At 59.6% G+C, this 18,046-nt stretch carries 17 protein-coding genes; 7 read left to right on the forward strand and 10 right to left on the reverse strand.

The features are described 5' to 3' along the window. Positions 1–11: 11 nt before the first annotated feature. Complete coding sequence (locus FZ934_RS25070) at positions 12–803, reverse strand: DeoR/GlpR family DNA-binding transcription regulator (protein WP_113362655.1); 792 nt, start codon at positions 801–803, stop codon at positions 12–14. Positions 804–1,014: 211 nt separating this feature from the next. Here FZ934_RS25070 and FZ934_RS25075 point away from each other — a divergent pair, with 211 nt between their 5' ends. Together FZ934_RS25075 and FZ934_RS25080 are read left to right on the forward strand one after the other, a co-directional pair. Then, positions 1,015–2,037, forward strand: a complete 1,023-nt coding sequence (locus tag FZ934_RS25075) for an LLM class flavin-dependent oxidoreductase (protein ID WP_153273511.1) — start codon at positions 1,015–1,017, stop codon at positions 2,035–2,037. 454 nt (positions 2,038–2,491) lie between these two features. After that, on the forward strand, positions 2,492–2,776 hold the full coding sequence (locus FZ934_RS25080) for a BON domain-containing protein (protein ID WP_113362721.1): 285 nt from the start codon (positions 2,492–2,494) through the stop codon (positions 2,774–2,776). Positions 2,777–3,125: 349 nt separating this feature from the next. Here FZ934_RS25080 and FZ934_RS25085 read toward each other — a convergent pair whose 3' ends face one another. Continuing rightward, positions 3,126–3,272, reverse strand: coding sequence for a DUF1127 domain-containing protein (locus tag FZ934_RS25085; RefSeq protein WP_153273512.1), 147 nt, complete (start codon positions 3,270–3,272; stop codon positions 3,126–3,128). Between the two features lie 447 nt (positions 3,273–3,719). Here FZ934_RS25085 and FZ934_RS25090 point away from each other — a divergent pair, with 447 nt between their 5' ends. The 4 genes from FZ934_RS25090 to FZ934_RS25105 all read left to right on the forward strand — a co-directional run bounded on the left by FZ934_RS25090 (position 3,720) and on the right by FZ934_RS25105 (position 8,762). Continuing rightward, the gene (locus FZ934_RS25090; protein ID WP_153273513.1) at positions 3,720–4,721 is read left to right on the forward strand and encodes an ABC transporter substrate-binding protein; all 1,002 of its coding nucleotides are present in this window, start codon (positions 3,720–3,722) and stop codon (positions 4,719–4,721) included. Positions 4,722–4,818: 97 nt separating this feature from the next. Further along, positions 4,819–5,706, forward strand: coding sequence for an ABC transporter permease (locus FZ934_RS25095; protein WP_153273514.1), 888 nt, complete (start codon positions 4,819–4,821; stop codon positions 5,704–5,706). After that, entirely contained in the window at positions 5,699–6,736 is a 1,038-nt protein-coding gene (locus tag FZ934_RS25100; RefSeq protein ID WP_153273515.1) for a quaternary amine ABC transporter ATP-binding protein, read from the forward strand. The genes FZ934_RS25095 and FZ934_RS25100 overlap by 8 nt, the downstream gene beginning before the upstream one ends. 229 nt (positions 6,737–6,965) lie before the next feature. Then, complete coding sequence (locus FZ934_RS25105) at positions 6,966–8,762, forward strand: PAS domain-containing sensor histidine kinase (RefSeq protein WP_153273516.1); 1,797 nt, start codon at positions 6,966–6,968, stop codon at positions 8,760–8,762. Positions 8,763–8,866: 104 nt separating this feature from the next. Here the strand turns inward: FZ934_RS25105 and FZ934_RS25110 are convergent, their stop codons facing one another. Further along, positions 8,867–9,667, reverse strand: coding sequence for a 2OG-Fe(II) oxygenase (locus tag FZ934_RS25110; protein WP_246737939.1), 801 nt, complete (start codon positions 9,665–9,667; stop codon positions 8,867–8,869). 682 nt (positions 9,668–10,349) lie between these two features. Here FZ934_RS25110 and FZ934_RS25115 point away from each other — a divergent pair. Then, positions 10,350–10,877: a hypothetical protein gene (locus FZ934_RS25115; RefSeq protein ID WP_153273518.1), complete on the forward strand. Its 528-nt coding sequence runs from the start codon at positions 10,350–10,352 to the stop codon at positions 10,875–10,877. Positions 10,878–10,887: 10 nt separating this feature from the next. Here FZ934_RS25115 and FZ934_RS25120 read toward each other — a convergent pair whose 3' ends face one another. From FZ934_RS25120 to FZ934_RS25150, 7 genes are all read right to left on the reverse strand, one after another. Next, positions 10,888–11,832: a LysR substrate-binding domain-containing protein gene (locus FZ934_RS25120; RefSeq protein ID WP_153273519.1), complete on the reverse strand. Its 945-nt coding sequence runs from the start codon at positions 11,830–11,832 to the stop codon at positions 10,888–10,890. A 15-nt stretch (positions 11,833–11,847) separates the two neighbouring features. Next, positions 11,848–13,428, reverse strand: coding sequence for an alkyl hydroperoxide reductase subunit F (ahpF, locus tag FZ934_RS25125; protein WP_153273520.1), 1,581 nt, complete (start codon positions 13,426–13,428; stop codon positions 11,848–11,850). A gap of 89 nt (positions 13,429–13,517) precedes the next feature. Then, entirely contained in the window at positions 13,518–14,081 is a 564-nt protein-coding gene (gene ahpC / locus FZ934_RS25130; RefSeq protein ID WP_153273521.1) for an alkyl hydroperoxide reductase subunit C, read from the reverse strand. Positions 14,082–14,238: 157 nt separating this feature from the next. Next, positions 14,239–14,943 carry an SDR family oxidoreductase gene (locus FZ934_RS25135; protein ID WP_153273522.1) on the reverse strand — a complete coding sequence of 235 codons (705 nt, stop codon included), beginning with the start codon at positions 14,941–14,943 and terminating at the stop codon, positions 14,239–14,241. Positions 14,944–15,003: 60 nt separating this feature from the next. Then, positions 15,004–15,921 (reverse strand): DMT family transporter, encoded by a 918-nt coding sequence (locus FZ934_RS25140; RefSeq protein ID WP_153273523.1) that lies wholly within the window; start codon positions 15,919–15,921, stop codon positions 15,004–15,006. Positions 15,922–16,006: 85 nt separating this feature from the next. After that, positions 16,007–16,891 (reverse strand): 3-hydroxyisobutyrate dehydrogenase, encoded by an 885-nt coding sequence (gene mmsB / locus FZ934_RS25145; protein ID WP_153273524.1) that lies wholly within the window; start codon positions 16,889–16,891, stop codon positions 16,007–16,009. Positions 16,892–17,055: 164 nt separating this feature from the next. Next, positions 17,056–18,045, reverse strand: a complete 990-nt coding sequence (locus FZ934_RS25150; protein WP_153273525.1) for a branched-chain amino acid ABC transporter permease — start codon at positions 18,043–18,045, stop codon at positions 17,056–17,058. Between the last annotated feature and the right edge of the window lies 1 nt (position 18,046).

Below are 18,046 nucleotides of genomic sequence, written 5' to 3' on the forward strand. Positions count from 1 at the left end.
GAAGGGAAATCTTATTCGGCCGATTGCATGGATTGCAACCGCCTGTCGGTCTCGATCAGCCGCACACCGTTTTCCCGACAAAGATCCTGGATGGAATCGATCTCGCAGTGATCGGTGATGAAGGTATTCACCTGCGACAACTGCGCGATCCTGACCGGGGCCGTGCGCTCGAATTTGGTCGAGTCGGCGACCAGGATGACATGGCGTGCATTGGCGATGATGGCCTGCGCCACCTTCACCTCGCGAAAGTCGTAGTCCAGCAACGCGCCATCCTGATCGATCGCGGATGCACCGATCACGGCATAATCGACCTTGAACTGACGAATGAAATCGACGGCGGCCTCGCCGACGATACCGCCATCGGACGCACGGACCACGCCCCCGGCGATCACGACTTCCATCGACGGCAGAAGCCTCAGCCGGTTGGCGACATTGATATTGTTGGTGATGACCATCAGCTCGCGGTGGTTGATCAACGCCTCGCCAACCGCCTCCGTCGTGGTCCCGATGTTGATGAACAGAGAAGCGTTGTTCGGGATGAGCGCCGCCGCAGCCAGGCCGATCGACTGCTTCTCACCGGCCGCGATCTGCCGGCGTGCCTCGTACTTCACATTCTCGGTGCCGCTCGGGAAAAGCGCCCCGCCGTGAACCCGTGTCAGCACCTGTGCGTCGCAGAGGTCGTTCAGATCCTTTCGGATGGTTTGCGGCGTGACCGAAAAATGCGCCGCCAGGTCTTCGACGAAAACGCGCCCATTTGCCTTGGCCATATCGACGATTTCGGTTTGGCGATCGCTGAGGAACATTTCCAACAGCCCTTTCCGGTCTTGCGTGCCCATGTTTGGGAGACATGCATATCAGAGGCTGCAAGTGCTAGCAAAGCCGGTCCGTTCTGCAAGCAGCCGGCGCGCCAGAAACTCCTCGCTTCGACATTCACCGCGCGATAGGGTCGCGCCATCTGCAGCGGGCCCTACCGGCCGAACTGTGTTCGAGCGTCTCTTGGCAAGGTAATCATTGATGAAAAAGATCGGTTTTCTCTCCTTCGGGCATTGGATGCCCTCGCCCCAATCCGAAACGCGCTCCGCGTCCGACGCGCTCCTCCAGTCCATCGATCTCGCCGTCGCCGCTGAAGAGCTTGGCGCGGACGGCGCCTATTTCCGGGTCCATCATTTTGCCCGCCAGCTGGCTTCGCCCTTCCCTCTGCTTGCAGCGGTCGGTGCCAGGACCAGCAGGATCGAGATCGGCACTGCGGTGATCGACATGCGCTATGAGAATCCGCTTTACATGGCCGAGGACGCCGGTTCCGCCGACCTTATTTCAGGAGGCCGGCTTCAGCTCGGCATCAGCCGCGGCTCGCCCGAGCAGGTGATCGATGGTTGGCGTTACTTCGGCTACCAGCTCGGCGAGGGAACGACCGCATCCGACATGGCGCGCCACCACACGGAAGTGTTTCTCGACGTCCTGAAGGGCGAAGGTTTCGCCGAGCCGAATCCGCGTCCGATGTTTCCCAATCCGCCCGGAGCTCTTCGTCTGGAGCCACATTCGGAAGGCTTGCGCGAGCGTATCTGGTGGGGTTCTAGTTCCAATGCGACGGCCGTGTGGGCGGCACAGCTTGGCATGAACCTGCAGAGCTCAACCTTGAAGGACGATGAAAACGGCCAGCCCTTCCATGTGCAGCAGGCCGAGCAGATCCGGGCCTATCGAGAAGCATGGAAGGCTGCCGGCCATCAGCGAGAGCCGCGCGTCTCGGTCAGCCGCAGCATCTTTGCGCTGGTCGGCGATCAAGACCGCGCCTATTTCGGCCGTGGCAACAAGGAGGCCGACACGATCGGCTTCATCGATGATACAACCCGGGCCATTTTCGGCCGCAGCTATGCGGCGGAGCCAGATGCCCTTGTCCGGCAACTCGCCGAGGACGAGGCTATCGCGGAAGCAGATACCCTGCTTCTGACCGTGCCCAACCAGCTCGGTGTTGCCTACAATGCCCATGTCATTGAATCCATCCTGACGCATGTCGCTCCGGCGCTCGGCTGGCGATAGCGCCGCCCAGGCGGGGGGACAGCTTTGTACCCAAAGAAGGCCCCGCCCGCCCATGGACATCACGGCAGCATTCTTTAGATGCGGAAGCCGTACGGATGTGCTCCGTCGGCTCTCTGCGACGGTTCCCCAACAACCGCTACATTGCTTGGCTCGCCGTTTCGGCGAGCCTTTTTCTCCAATCCGCGTGATGGTTTCTTTTGTCGCCGCATGAGAAACGCGTACACCATGTCAAAGTTAATTTCGGCACCTCGCCAACACGACTAAGATCCACCTCTTGGGCGCTGGCGGCCCCTATTGCAGGCCGTTTCGCAGAGGAGCGTGAACGGGATCTCTCTGATGACAATGGTCGGATGGATCGAAAGCGCTGCCTGCGCATTGATGCATCAGACAGTCGCGAAGCCGAAGGCGCCGACAAGCACCATCCGGCAACGCCATACGCAACGAGGAGGCGAAAATGGTAATGCGTTTCGATGGTTACGAACAATCCAGAAACAGCGCCGAGGCGGGCCACTGCTCGGCGGCGACCAGGGCTGCCGTGCGTAGCGCCCTGGAGGCGGCGGCCGAATTCGATAGCACTCAGATCATCGTCTCGATCCTGGGTGATTTCGTTGTTCTGGAAGGCTTCGTGCGCTGCCGCGGCGACGACGAACTGGCGGTGGACGTGGCCGCCGCCGTCGTAGGACCCGCCTATGTTCACAACCGATTGATCTGTCGGGGCGCGATCCGCAATCCACACTGATGTGATGCCGCTGGCCATTGATGATTTAGGCTAGACCTAAAAGCAAAAAAGCCTGCCGCGGGAGGAGGTGCGGCAGGCTTTCCTTGAATGGTCGAACAGCAACGGGAGGAGGAGTGTTGCTGTTCAGCAAAAGACCTTGGGAGGAGGAGTAGGTCTCTTGCAGAGCAAAGCGACGCGGGAGGAGGTGCATCGCTTCGATGCTTGTGACTATACACGATCAGCGCTCAATTCGTAGGCAGAAATTTGCAAGGCAGCCATGCGCTATGCGATTGCCGGGATGCTCGCAGGAAACAAAAAAGGCGCCCGCTTTGCGGACGCCGACAGCAGAGCCGATAAGGTTCAGCCGAACTTAGCGGGCGATAGCAGCCCGAGCAACGCTGGGGATGTCAGCGCGTGCGATACCAAGATCGTGAAGTTCGCGCGTGGTCATGCGGCCCAGCTCGGAGACCGTCTGACGATACCTGCGCCAATTGTTGAAAGAGCGTGCTACGTTCATGATAAATCCCCTTTCCGTGGGCTTTCGAAGCTCAGCTGCCAGTCCTTGGCGCTTTGTTTGCTTCGATGACGCTCATATAGGCGCAATCGCCTCCGTCTAACAGCAGCAAGTCGTCACGCCACCTATGCGCGGAATGCATGACGACTAGCACTGACGGTCAGATCCTTCACAGAGGGCTCAAGGATCGTTTGCTCCCGTATGCGGGAAAAAGCGAGACAGTCCCCCATAGGCATGGTTAAGTCGTTACTTGAATACCCGGGCTCCGTGGCAGCTGCTATCGAGGCAGTAGAAAATAACGAAAAACCGTGGCGCGGTTTGCGATTAGCCGACGGTTCGCATGGGAGAAAACAATCAGGATGAGTGGGAGAACCTGATGCCGATACTGGAGCCCGCAGACGCGGCATGTGGGCTCCCGGAAATCTCGCCGCTAAGAAAAAGGGAACCAGAATGAATAAGTTGCTTGCATCCACATGCCTCATGTTCAGCCTACTGGGAGGCATCTCCGTTGCCAACGCCGCTGAATGCGGCACCGTCACCATCGCCAGCATGAACTGGCAGAGTGCGGAAGTTCTCTCCAACATCGACAAGATCATCCTCAACGAAGGCTATGGCTGCCAGGCCGAGATCACCGTTGGCGATACCGTTCCGACGATCACCTCCATGGCGGAAAAGGGCCAGCCCGACATTGCTCCCGAGGCCTGGGTCGATCTTCTTCCCGATGTGGTCAAGCGCGGCGTCGATGAGGGCAAGCTCGTCCAGGCTGCGACGGCCCTTCCGGATGGCGGCGTTCAGGGCTGGTGGATTCCGAAATACGTTGCCGACGAGCATCCCGACATCAAGTCGATCGGTGACGTCCTGAAGCACCCCGAGCTGTTCCCGGATCCGGAAGATTCCAGCAAGGGTGCGATCTACAACGGTCCGCAGGGCTGGGGCGGTACGGTCGTGACGGCGCAGCTTTACAAGGCGTTCGGCGCTGAGAAGGCAGGCTTCACGCTCGTCGACACGGGCTCGGCCGCTGGTCTCGATGGCTCCGTTGCCAAGGCCTATGAACGCAAGAAGGGATGGGTCGGCTACTACTGGTCTCCGACCGCATTGCTCGGCAAGTACGAGATGGTGAAGCTCGAAGCCGGCGTTCCGGCGGACGCTGCCGAATGGAAGCGCTGCAACACGGTTGCCGACTGCCCGGATCCGAAGCCGAATGCCTGGCCGGTCGACCACGTTGTGACCCTGGTCGCAAAGCCGTTCTCCGAGAAGGCGGGCCCTGACGTCATGGGCTACCTTAACAACCGCTCCTGGAGCAACGAGACTGTCAACAAGCTGATGGCCTGGATGACGGAAAACCAGGCAAGCGGTGAGGAAGGTGCGAAGCACTTCCTCAAGGATAGCGCCGACGTATGGTCGAAGTGGGTTTCCCCGCAGGCGGCAGAAAAGATCAAGGCTTCGCTTTGATCGAAGCGGGTGCGGCGCGTGAAAACGCGCCGTACTGATCGCCGAAAAATATACAATAACACGATCTCGGCTTCTTATAAAAATAAAGGGGAACCGGATGGAATGGCTATACAAATTCCCGCACATGGACGACGATTCCCTTCGGAATCTCAAGAAGGCCATTGATGATGGTTTTCGCGCTTTCACGCGCACTTACGGCGATGGCATCGAAGCCTTCTTTTCGCCGCTGCAGAAATTTCTGATCGCCTCGGAGCGTTTCATGACGCAAACGCCCTGGCCGATCATCACGTTGATCATCCTGGCGATCGCCTGGGGCGCGAGCCGGAACATCAAGGTTGTTCTCGGCTGCCTCTTCACGCTGCTGGCGATCGGCTATTTCGATATGTGGGACGACACAATGCGGACGATCTCCATGATCTTCGTCTGCACCCTCCTGTCTATTGCCATCGGCATTCCGATCGGCATTCTGATGTCCCGCTCGGATCGCTTTCAGCGCATCGTCAATCCGCTGCTGGACGTGATGCAGACGATGCCGAGCTTCGTCTACCTCATCCCCGTCGTCATGCTGCTCGGCATCGGCAAGGTTCCGGGCCTCATCGCCGTGGTCATCTACGCCATCCCGCCGATGATCCGACTGACCAACCTGGGGATCCGTCTGGTCGACAAGGACGTTCTCGAAGCCGCGGATGCATTCGGGTCCTCGAACTGGCAGAAACTCAAGAATGTGCAGCTGCCGCTGGCACTCCCGACAATCATGGCCGGCATCAACCAGACGATCATGATGGCGCTGGCGATGGTCGTCGTGGCCTCGATGATCGGCGTCCAGGGCCTCGGCCAACCGGTCCTCAAGGCGATCGCCAACCAGTATTTCACACTTGGAATCTTCAACGGCCTTGCCATCGTCGGCATTGCCATCATCTTCGATCGGGTCAGCCAGGCATACGGACAGCGACTCCAGAAACATCGGGAGATCGTTCATGGCTAATCCGGCATTCGACGGCATCAGAGTTCGCAATCTCTACAAGATCTTCGGCCCCAACGCTCATGCCTACGTCGAGGCCGTGAAAAACGGCATGACGAAGGCCGAACTGAACGCCAAGGCCGGGCTTATCCTCGGGCTCAAGAATATCAATATCGACATGCCCGCGGGCTGCATCCAGGTCATCATGGGCCTTTCGGGCTCCGGCAAGTCGACGCTGATCCGCCACATCAACCGGCTGATCGACCCGACTGCCGGCGAGGTGCTGGTCGGCGGCGAGGATGTCGTCAAGATGAACCCGACGGGACTTCGCACCTTCCGTCGTCACCAGACCGCCATGGTCTTCCAGAAGTTTGCGCTGCTGCCGCATCGCAACGTCCTCGACAACACCGTCTACGGCCTCGAGGTCCAGGGCGTTCCGAAGTCGAAGAGCATCGACGTCGCGATGAACTGGATTGAACGGGTCGGCCTCAAGGGCTTTGAAAAAAAGTATCCGAACCAGTTGTCCGGCGGCATGCAGCAGCGCGTCGGTCTGGCGCGCGCGCTGTCCAACGACGCTCCCGTGCTTCTCATGGACGAGGCCTACTCGGCGCTCGATCCCCTGATCCGCATGGACATGCAGACTGTTCTTCTCGACCTCCAGAAGGAGATCAAGAAAACCATCGTCTTCATTACCCATGATCTCGATGAGGCGCTTCGGCTGGGCGACCAGATCGCAATCCTTCGAGACGGCGAAATCATCCAGCAGGGCACCAGCCAGGACATCGTGCTCCGCCCTGCGGACGAGTATATCGCCAATTTCGTTCGGGAGGTGAACCGCGGTCGCGTGATCCAGGTCGACGCAGTCATGGCGCCGCTGACACCTGGGTTCCAGGCGAACGGAACAACTGTTGCGTGCGGAACGACCATCGAAGATGCTATCCGCGTCCTTGCCATGGCACCGGCAGTCGACGTGGCGGTTACCGACGAAAGTGGCCAACCGATCGGTCTTCTCAACCTGCAACGGCTGGCGAGCGCCGTCGTGGCGCCGCACTAGGCATCGATCACGCTTGGGCCAGCGCCGCTTGTCATGGCGGCACTGGCTTTCCTTGGATGACCCACGGTTGTTTCGGGATTCATCATGTCGGAAACAACTCCGCCGATCGACCACGCGTGCGCCGTTTTCCTTGAAGATTGCTATTGACGAAAAGCCTGCAGACCGTTGAATTGTCGATGACAATTACGGGAGGGCGGACTCTTTGCCGAATAGTGACGGGGCAAGCGAGATGGCAGATGCGTTCTGCAACCGCGACTGGGATGACACCGGCCTGGGCCCGAAAGAGAATTGGCCGACTTGCCTGAAGGTGGCCGTCGACATCATGCTGTCGGCCGATGCCCAGATCGTGATGTTCTGGGGCGAGGACTTCATCGCTCTCTACAATGACGCCTACAGACCAACGATCGGCAGCAAGCATCCGCAGGCGCTCGGCCGCCCGGCAAGGGAGAACTGGGGCGAGTTGTGGGGCGATCTGGAGCCACTGCTTCGGCGCGTCCTTGATGATGGCGAAACCGTCGCCGCGAAGGATCGCCCTTTCTACATCGAACGGCATGGATATCCCGAAACTGTCTATTTCGACATATCCTATTCTCCGGTCCGTGATGACACGGGAAAGCCGCTCGGTGTCTTCTGCATCGTCAACGAGACAAGCGAACGAATCCGCTCCGAGAAAGCTTTGCGAGAGAGCGAAGAGCGGCTTCGTGCGATCTTTTCGCAGACGGCGGCCGGAATCGGGCAGCTGGATCTCGACGGACGGATTCTTCTTGCCAATCGCCGCCTGTCCGAGATCGTCGGTTACACCGAGGCCGAATTGCTGACGATGCACATACAGGATCTCACTCTGGCGGAGGATTGGGAGGAAAACGCTCGCCTGCTGGAGCAGATGGTGGCGACCGGACAGAGCTTCGAAATCGAGAAGCGCTACGTCCGCAAGGACGGCAGCCTCGTTTGGGTGTCCAACTCAGTATCAGCCCTGCGCGACAGTGGCGGAAAGATACGTCAGGCGACGGCGGTCATCATCGACATCACCGAGCGCAAGCGCGCCCAGGAAGTGGAGCGACGGCTGGCAGCGATCATCGCGTCCTCGGACGACGCCATCCTCGGCACCGATCTCAACATGAACATCACCAGCTGGAACATCGGCGCCGAGAAACTCTATGGCTATCGAGCCGATGAGACGATCGGCCGCTCAGTCCTGATGCTTGTGCCGGATGACCGGCTCGACGAGGAGCCCGCGATCCTCCGGGAGGTTAGCGCCGGGCGGAAGGTCGAGCCGTATGAAACCAAGCGGCGGCGGCGAGGCGGTAGCCAGGTTGATGTCCTGCTGAGCGTATCCCCGATCTATGATGTCTACGGGCGGATCGTCGGCGCCTCGAAGATTGCCCACGATATCAGTGCACGCAAGGAAGCCGAGCGGCTTCAGGCCGTGCTGGTGGGGGAGCTAAATCATCGCGTCAAGAACGTGCTCGCGACCGTGATGGCGATCGCCCGCCAGACTTTCGGACGAGACGAGGCTTATCGCACGGGGGTCGATGCATTCGAAGCGCGCCTGGCATCGATGTCTCGCGCCCATGACCTGCTGACGCACGGTAGCTGGGAGCGCGCGGCGCTTGCCGCCGTCGTCGAGCAATCCTTGTCGCCCTATTCGCCCGAACGGTTCCAAATATCAGGACCGCATCTGCAGGTCGCTCCGCGCGCCGTCGTTTCGATCTCGCTCGCACTTCACGAACTGACCACGAATGCGGCCAAGTATGGAGCTCTTTCCGTCCCTGCCGGCCGCGTCGTGTTGTCATGGTGGATAGAGGCCGGCGATCCACCGAGGCTTCGCCTGCGCTGGCAGGAGTCAGGCGGCCCGAAGGTGGAGCCTCCCACAAAGCGCGGCTTCGGCTCGCGCCTTATAGAAAGCCTTTTGGCGGCCGAGCTGCGAGGCAAGGTCTCGATAATCTACGATCCGGATGGCGTCTTGTGCGAGGTGGATGCCGAGATGACGGATGCCTGGGAATACGACACGAGCGCACCGGCATAAGCGTCTCGCGACCATGTCCAACGCTCCGGCACAAAACGGAATGCCAGCACTGCCGAGGGCCGAGCTGGCATTCATAATTTCGGCTCGATACCCGCGAGACGGCGTCAGAATCCCATCCGGCTCAGAGGGCCGATAATCTTGCGGAACAGCATCGGCGGCGTGACTTCCTTCAGCAACTCGCGCCGCTGCTCGGCATAGTCTCGCTTGTCCTTGGTGTTCGGGCGCGGCTTGAACAGTGTCGAATGTGATTTCCGGGTGTCATCCCAGGTCGCCGTGTAATAGTAGAGGGCGATGGAGAATCTTGAGCGATCATCCGGCTGGGCAACGACCGTCGGATTGCCGTGGAAAGATTCCGATGTCGTCGAGAAGGCCACCATGCGGTTGAAGAGCGGCACGAAACCCTTCACCTTCCCCTTCATCTCCTTGTCCCAGATTTCGAACGAGCCACCCCACTCCTCGCGCCAATCCTTGTTGAGGTAGATCAGCACGTTGATCCGGCGTTCGAGCTTCATTTTCGAATGAAGATTGAAATCCGCATGGATATCGAGATGGCCGCCATTCGCGACTTCATGGATGCCGGCGCCGAAGAAGAACGGGTCGGGAATCAAACCCTCAATACCGGTGAGGTCCTCGAGGAAGAGCAGAAACGGCCGCGAGTTGAGGGCGTAAAACAGGTTCTTGGTATAGCTGGGAAGCCGCTCCGGCAGGTATGATGTCTTCCTGTTCTCCTGAGCGCGAGCGAAGCTGCTCTCGGCGGCCGGCAGCGAGGAAAGATCGCTAAGCACATTCTCGAGAATATCCGGCGGCAGGAAGTTGTCGATGCAGATATGCGGATATGGCTCGTTGTGCTGGTAGGCCTCCGAATAGGATTTCGCTGCAGCACGCGCGGCGTCCGTATCAATCAATAAATTCTCGGAATTCAACGGATATGCTGGGTTTGCCATCTTTCCCTCCACAGGCGCATCGAGATTGTGGCGAAATCGTGAATCTTGTAAATGGTCCCACCGGGCGGCAATTGGGATGAAAAATACACCTTTCGATCTAGGTTGAGACCAAGGTTTCAGCCCCTATCGAAGCGAGTGGATCGACCACTACAGCATTTCCGACGACGTCGTATTTTCAGGAAAGTATTATGCGGCAAGGCCGAAAGCCTCGGCTGCGCTTCGAATTGGCGCTCAGCCCGCTTGAGGGTAGTGGCCAGAAAACGAAAAAGCCTGCCGCGGGAGGAGGTGCGGCAGGCTTTCGAAAAATAACCGAACAGCAGCTGGGAGGAGGAGTGCTGCTGTTCCCACAGGCGCCCTTGGGAGGAGGAGTAGAGCGCTTGCGAATTACGAAGGGCTGCCGGAGGAGGTGCAGCGCTTCGATGAAAAGGAGAATACAGGATTTCCGCCCAAATGATAGGCACGAACCTGCAGGGCAGCTATGCGCTATGCGCGTGGCGCGCAGCTGAATGTCGAGCTTGCCCTGTTTTCCGCATTGTAAGACTTCTCTTGGCGGAAATGGGAGAATGATCGTGCGGATCGTGACACTGGCTTTGGAAAACGGTTCTTTTCTGCTAGGAGGCGCCAATCAAAAAGGACATCGAGCATGGCTGCGGCGCGTTATCGTGAATATGTTTTAGATCTGAAGTCGCGTATCGAGGCGCTTCATGCCGAGCCGGAGCGCTTCCAGACTTATGAGCTGGCAATGGAGCTTCTCGCCAAGCAGAACCTCATCAGCTATTCGCTGAAGAAGCAGCGCGGCGTGAGCGACAGTCTTTTCTATCGCCGCGACACCGCGACGGGTCAAGGCGTCCAGATGCAACAGGAAACCGCATACAAGCTCTTCTCCGGCTTTCTGGGCCTTGGTGAGTTCTTCGCCGCGACCGGCCGAACGGACGGGCTGAACGAGGAAGCCTTTGCCGAGCGGCTGACGCGCAACTGGCAATATCCGAGTTGCGCCGTGCATCTCTCCTACCGCAAAAAGGGAAGTGAGCGGTCAACGTCGATGAAGATGCTGTTCATCGGACTGAATGGCGAGGCCGATGCGACAACCTACGAGAACGGCATGGACGATCTCACACTTCTCGTGCAGCAGCGCCCCTATTCGTCAGCCGTCCTTTGGGAATGGAAGTAGCCGCCGGATTTCAGCCGGCTGCGCCTGCGCGCAGCCGCGTTACGGATTGACCGTCAGGCGCTTCCGCAAGCAGGTCCTGCGCGACCTCGCGCACGAGCGCCGCGACATCCTTCAGGAAGCCTCCCATTGCCGAGCCGCTTCTCCAGAAAAGCGCGAGCTGACGACTTGGTGAATCATCTTCGAAATTGAGAAGGCGGATATTGCCGCGGACCGGGTAATGCGTCGCAAGTTCGGGCAGGAGGGTTATTCCGACATCGGCGCTGACCATCTGGCGCAAGGTTTCCAGGCTGGTGGCGCGGAAGGACGCCCGTTCCGACGCGCCTGACAGCCGGCAGACATCGAGAGCCTGATCCCGCAAGCAATGACCGTCTTCGAGAAGCATGAGATCAAGCCCCTGAAGCTCGTTCAGGGAGAGGTGAGTACGCTTCGCAAGGCGGTGCGCCGCTGGCACGGCCAGCAGAAATCGCTCCTCGAAAAGCAGCTCGGATTTCAGCCGCTCGTCATTGACGGGAAGAGCAAGGATGGCGGGATCGAGCGTGCCATCCCGCAGCCGCATCAGCAGGCTATCGCTCTTTTCCTCCGTCAGCAGGGTTTCGAGATCCGGGAAAGCTGCCCGCAGCCGCGGAACGACATGCGGCAGGAGATACGGCCCAAGTGTCGGGAATATCCCGAGCTTCAGGGTGCCGCAGCCCGGATTCTGGCTGCGAAGCGCCGCAGCCTTCATCTCGCCTATCTCGGCCATGATGCGCCGAGCCCGCTCGACCGCATCCTGCCCGAATGGCGTCAGCATCACCGCCCGGGGCGTGCGTTCGATCAACGGCGCTCCCAGCGCCTCCTCGAGCTTGCGTATCTGTATCGAGAGTGTCGGCTGGGTGACAAGGCAAACTTCCGCCGCCTTGCCAAAATGCCGATGCTCCGCCAAGGCGATCAGATACTCAAGCTCTCGAAGTGTCATTCTCTATCGCTGACGTTATGCGGCCTTGACCGCGTCCGCCGGCGTCTCCGCATGACGGATCAGATAGTCGAACGCACCGAGAGACGCTTTTGCGCCTTCACCCAGGGCAATGACGATCTGCTTGTAAGGCACTGTCGTGCAATCGCCGGCGGCAAATACGCCGGGCACCGACGTCTGGCCGTGATGATCGACGACAACCTCGCCCCGTGGGGAGAGATCGACAGTGCCCTTCAGCCACTCCGTATTCGGCAGGAGGCCGATCTGGACGAAGATACCGTCCAGATTCAGCGTGTGTCGCTGCCCGGCAATGCGGTTCTCATAGACGAGACCCGTTACCTTCTGGCCATCGCCCAACACTTCGGTTGTCTTGGCCGAGAGCACAACGTCGACGTTGGGCAGGCTCTCAAGCTTGCGCTGCAACACCTCATCGGCGCGCAGCTTCGAATCGAATTCGATCAAGGTCACGTGCTGAACGATGTTGGCGAGGTCGATCGCCGCTTCCACGCCGGAGTTTCCACCGCCGATGACTGCAACCCGCTTGCCCTTGAACAGCGGACCGTCGCAATGCGGGCAATAGGCAACGCCCTTGTTACGGTAGCTGTCTTCGCCGGGCACACCCATCTGCCGCCAGCGCGCGCCTGTGGCGACAATGACGGTCTTCGATCGAAGCACGGCTCCGTTCTCGAGTTCGACTGACACAAGCCCCTTGCCGGCAACCAGCTTGCTGGCGCGCTGCAGGTTCATGATGTCGACATCATAGTCCCGAACGTGTTCCTCCAAGGCAGCGGCGAAGTGCGGTCCCTCGGTATGACGAACCGAAATGAAGTTTTCGATCGACATGGTATCGAGCACCTGTCCGCCGAAACGTTCCGCAGCCACACCTGTCCGGATTCCCTTTCGCGCCGCATAGATTGCTGCAGCCGCACCGGCAGGACCGCCGCCGACCACGAGAACGTCATAGGGGGCGCGATCGTTGAGGCGCTCGGCGGCCTTCGCCGCAGCATTCGTATCCAGCTTGGAAACGATTTCCTCGATCTCCATGCGGCCCTGCCCGAAGACCTGACCGTTGAGATAGACCGTGGGGACCGACATGATTTGCCGGCTCTCGACCTCTTTGGGGAAGAGCGCGCCGTCGATGGCGACATGCTTGATCCGCGGATTCAATACGGCCATCAGGTTCAAAGCCTGAACGACATCGGGGCAGTTCTGGCAAGACAGGGAGAAATAGGTTTCGAACGTCAGGTCGGTGTCCAGATCCTTGATCTGGTCCGCAATCGCCTGCTCGACGCGCGGCGGATGGCCGCCAACCTGCAGCAGTGCCAGAACGAGCGATGTGAATTCGTGTCCCATCGGAATGCCCGCAAAGCGCAGGTTTATGTCATGCCCAGGGCTTGTCAGCGCAAACGAAGGCGCACGCTCGTTCTGGCCATGCAATTCCGTCACGGAGATCTTGTCGCAGAGCGACACCAGCGCGTTCAGAAGCTCCGACAGCTCGCGTGATTTCGCACTGTCGTCCAGCGACGCCACGATCTCGATCGGGCGGACAACGCGTTCCAGATAGCTTTTGAGCTGGGATTTCAGGGCTTCGTCGAGCATTGCGCACTCCGCTAAATAAATTCATCTGCCGCGCATGCGGCATAGCCGTAGCGAGCCGCTTCCAATCGAGGAAGCGGCTCACTGATCAATCAGATCTTGCCAACGAGGTGCAGCGAGGGAGCGAGCGTCTTTTCGCCCTCTTCCCACTTCGCAGGGCATACTTCGCCCGGATGCGCGCGGACATACTGGGCTGCCTTGATCCGGCGCAGCAGATCGGCGGCGTTGCGGCCAACACCTTCCGCCGTCACTTCCATGGCCTGGATCACGCCGTCAGGATCGACGACGAAGGTGCCGCGGTCGGCAAGGCCTTCGCTTTCGCGCATGACGTTGAAGTTGCGCGTTACGGTGCCGGTCGGGTCGCCGATCATGGTGTACTGAATCTTGCCGATCGTCTCTGAGCTGTCGTGCCACGCCTTGTGCGTGAAGTGGGTATCCGTGGAGACGGAATAGACCTCGACGTCAAGACGCTGAAGCTCGGCGTAATGATCTGCGACATCACCGAGTTCGGTCGGGCAGACGAACGTGAAGTCCGCAGGATAGAAGAAGAAAACCGCCCACTTTCCCTTCGTGTCGACGTCGGTCACTTCGACGAACTTGCCCTGCTTGTAAGCCTGGGCCTTGAAGGGCTTGATTGCGGTGTTGATGAGGGACATGCGGACTCCTGTAAATTGCTGCGAAGCGAGATATCGCTTTCGCGGCGCAACATAAACAGGCGTCCACCATAAATGAAATAGATAAACTATAAAATTCCGATAGAGAACATCAATCGATCCCTATCGGAAAAAGCAGGGGCGCGGCGCAGGTATCGCCTTAGACCGAACGCCCCAGGCCACCGTCGACACGGATGTTCTGGCCGGTAATGTAACCCGCGCCTTCAGACGCGAGGAAAGCAATGGTGGCGGCAATCTCCTCGCTCGTCCCATAACGCTTCATCGGGACCGAATCGCGTCGTTCCTCGGTGCCCGGCAGGCTGTCGATCCAGCCCGGCAGCACGTTGTTCATGCGGATGTTATCTGCCGCATAAGTGTCCGCATAAATCTTGGTGTAGGAAGCGAGGCCCGCACGGAAGACTGCGGATGTCGGAAACATCGCGGCGGGCTCAAACGCCCAGGCTGTGGAGATGTTGACGATCGCGCCGGACTTCTGCGCCTGCATGATCGGCGTGACGATCCGTGTCGGTCGGATCACGTTCATCAGGTAGACATCGAGCCCCTTGTGCCAATCCTCGTCGGTGATCTCGATGATCTGCGCCCGCGGTCCATGGCCTGCGCTGTTGACCAGGACATCGATCCGCCCCCAGTTCGACATGGCAAGATCGACGAGACGCTGCATGTCCTCATTCGATTGATTCGAACCGGTGACGCCCACACCCTGAAGTTCCGCGGCCAATGCCTCGCCCTTGCCCGACGACGACAGAATGGCAACCTTGAAACCATCCGCCGCGAGCCGGCGTGCCGCCGCTGCTCCCATTCCGCTCCCACCAGCTGTCACGAGCGCTACTTTTTGCGTTGGCATATCGCTGTCCTCTTCTTCAATGGAGTTCGACTTCAAGAATTTCTAAGGCTGAGGACCTGTTCAGTGACCATCCACCGGCACCGCTTCGACCGAGACAGTCTCCAACAGGTTCTTCCGATGGAAGATAAACAATCCCGCCACAACGATGATTGCCCCTCCCACAATCACGTACATATCAGGAATGTCGCCGAAGAAAGCGTATCCGAATGCAATCGCCCATATCAACAGCGTGTATTGCAGCGGCGCCAGCAGCGAAGCGGGCGCAAGCTTCAGGGAGCGGGTGATGAGCAGGTGCGCGCAGGACGCGACGACGCCGAGCGCCAGCATGCTGCCGAGTTCGATCGGCGTGGTCGGCTGCCACGACCCGATCGACAGAACGACGCCGACGACAAGCGCGGCCAGCATCTGCCAGGTTACCAGCGTCGTATCGCTGGTGTTGCGCAGATACCGGTTGAGTACCAGCGACATCGAGAATGACAGGCTGCCGACAATACCGAAAAGCGATGGCAAGGACAGCATCGCCGAAGATGGACGCAGGGCGATAACGACGCCGCAGAAGCCGACGAGGACGGCGAGCCAGCGGCGCCAGCCGATACGCTCGTTCAGAAAGAAATGAGAGAGGGCAGCGACATAGATCGGCCCGGCCATATAGAACGTCATAACGTCCGCGAGCGGGAGGTAGGCAACGGCAGCATAGAAGAGGCCGACATCAAGCGTGGCGAACAGGACACGCAGGACCTGCAGGCCCTTTCGCTCGACGCGAAACAGCTTCTCCGGCCCCTGCTTGACCAGCAGCGGTCCGAGCACGATGAAGCAGCCGAGCGAACGGATAAGAAGCACCTGCCCGAGCGAAAAGTTCGTCACCAGCCACTTACCCATGGCATCGTTCAGCGCAAAGAGAAGGTCTCCAAGCAGCATCAAGGCGACCCCGACCAGAACGGCGTTCTTGACGCCCGATGCCGTGGGTTGAAGCTGCATGTCGTATTCCTCTTGTCGGCCACCGCGGCGCTGTAGTTGCCGGGGCCGTCGCTGATATCGGTGAGCGTGTCAAGCCACCCGGGCGCTATATGCTCCTGCCGCGCAACATTTCGATGATGGCCGAAAAGTCGCGCCCTCCGTTGCCCTGCTTTTCGAAGAGTGCATATAGCTGCGCGGCCTCCGCGCCGAGTGGCGTCGACGCACCCGTGGAGAGTGCTGCTTCCTGGGAGAGACGGAGGTCCTTCAGCATGAGAGCTGCCGCAAAGCCCGGCTTGTAGTCGTTGTTGGCCGGTGAAGCGGGAACCGGTCCCGGCACCGGGCAATAGGTGCTTACCGACCAGCACTGCCCTGATGAGGTCGATGCGACGTCGAAAAGAGCCTGATGCGACAGACCGAGCTTTTCGCCGAGCGCGAATGCCTCGCAGACCCCGATCATCGATATGCCGAGGATCATGTTGTTGCAGATCTTCGCCGCCTGCCCCGCGCCCGCCTCGCCGCAATGGATGATCTTCTTTCCCATGGCTTCCAGAACCGGCCGTGCCTTCTCGAACGCCTCGTCGGAACCGCCGGCCATAAACGTCAGGGTCCCGGCAGTCGCTCCGCCAGTGCCGCCGGAAACCGGAGCGTCAAGCGACAGGCATCCGGCTGTTCTGGCCAACTCATGAGCCTTTCGCGCGCTGTCGACATCGATGGTCGAGCAGTCGATGACGAGTGTTCCGCTCGCGACCGAGGCCAGGATATCGGGCCAGGCCGTCAAGACATGTTTTCCTTGCGGCAGCATCGTCACCACGATTTCCGCTCCCGAGACCGCCTGGCTGATATGGCTCGCCGGCACCACGCCAGTTGCTTCCGCGGCTTGCAGAACGGTTGCGGCGAGATCGAAACCGGTCACCTCATGGCCCGCCTTGACGAGGTTGGCGGCCATCGGCCCACCCATGTTGCCAAGTCCGATGAATGCGATGCGTGCCATGCCGTTCTCCTACCTGTTGTCTTCGAGGATCATGGCGGCCGCCCTCTCGGTAATCATGATCGTCGGCGAATTGCTGTGAAAGGTACCGAACGGATAGGTATGTCGCAGTCTCGTTCGGTCGAGAGAGAATATTCCGGTCCTCGGAGAGACGATTGCCTGGCACGTTAGCGGCGATAGACGAAGCCGAGTTTCCGACCGAGGCGCGACGCGTAGAATTCACCGATGATGCCGCGGCGGAAGATCAGCACGCAGATCATGAACACGACGCCCGTGATGATCGTCACCGGGAATTCCGATGTTGCCAGATAGTTTTCCAGTGTGACGATGAGGCCCGCGCCGAACAGCGGACCGATCAGCGTGCCGATGCCGCCAAGCAGCGTCATCAGGATCACCTCGCCCGACATCTGCCAGGCGACATCGGTCAAGGTCGCAAACTGGAAGACCAGCGATTTCACGGCGCCCGCGAGCCCCGCCAGCGCTGCCGACATCACGAAGGCACCGAGCTTGTAGCGCGCGACGGAATAGCCAAGCGATACCGCCCGCTGCTCGTTCTCACGGATCGACTTCAGGATCATTCCGAACGGCGAGTTGATGAAGCGCCAGATGATCAGGATGCCGACGATGAAGACGGCAAGAACGAAGTAATACATGTTGGTCGAGCTGCTGAGGTCGATGAGGCCGAACAGATGGCCGCGCGGCACGGACTGGATGCCGTCTTCGCCGTGCGTGAACGCCGACTGCAGGCAGAAGAAGAAGAACATCTGCGACAGGGCGAGCGTGATCATCGCAAAATAGATGCCCTGACGGCGGATCGCGAAAAAGCCCATGACGAGACCGAGCACCGCTGCGCCCACCACGCCAACGAGGATGCCGAGTTCCGGCGAAAATCCCCACTCCTTCACGGCATGTGCCGTGAAATAGGCGGCCCCACCGAAGAACGTCGCATGGCCGAACGAGAGAAGGCCGGTGTAGCCAAGCAGCAGGTTGAAGGCACAGGCAAACAGCGCGAAGCACAGAAGCTTCATCAGGAAGATCGGGTAGAAAAAGAACGGCGCCAGGAGCAGAAGCAGTAAGCCGATGACGAGGAAGGCTGCCTGCACCGACAGCGCTGTCCGGCTCTTTTCCGTCCTGAGGGTTTCGGTGATCTCCGTCATC

This window comes from Rhizobium grahamii (assembly GCF_009498215.1).
Classification (GTDB): Bacteria; Pseudomonadota; Alphaproteobacteria; order Rhizobiales; family Rhizobiaceae; genus Rhizobium; species Rhizobium grahamii_A.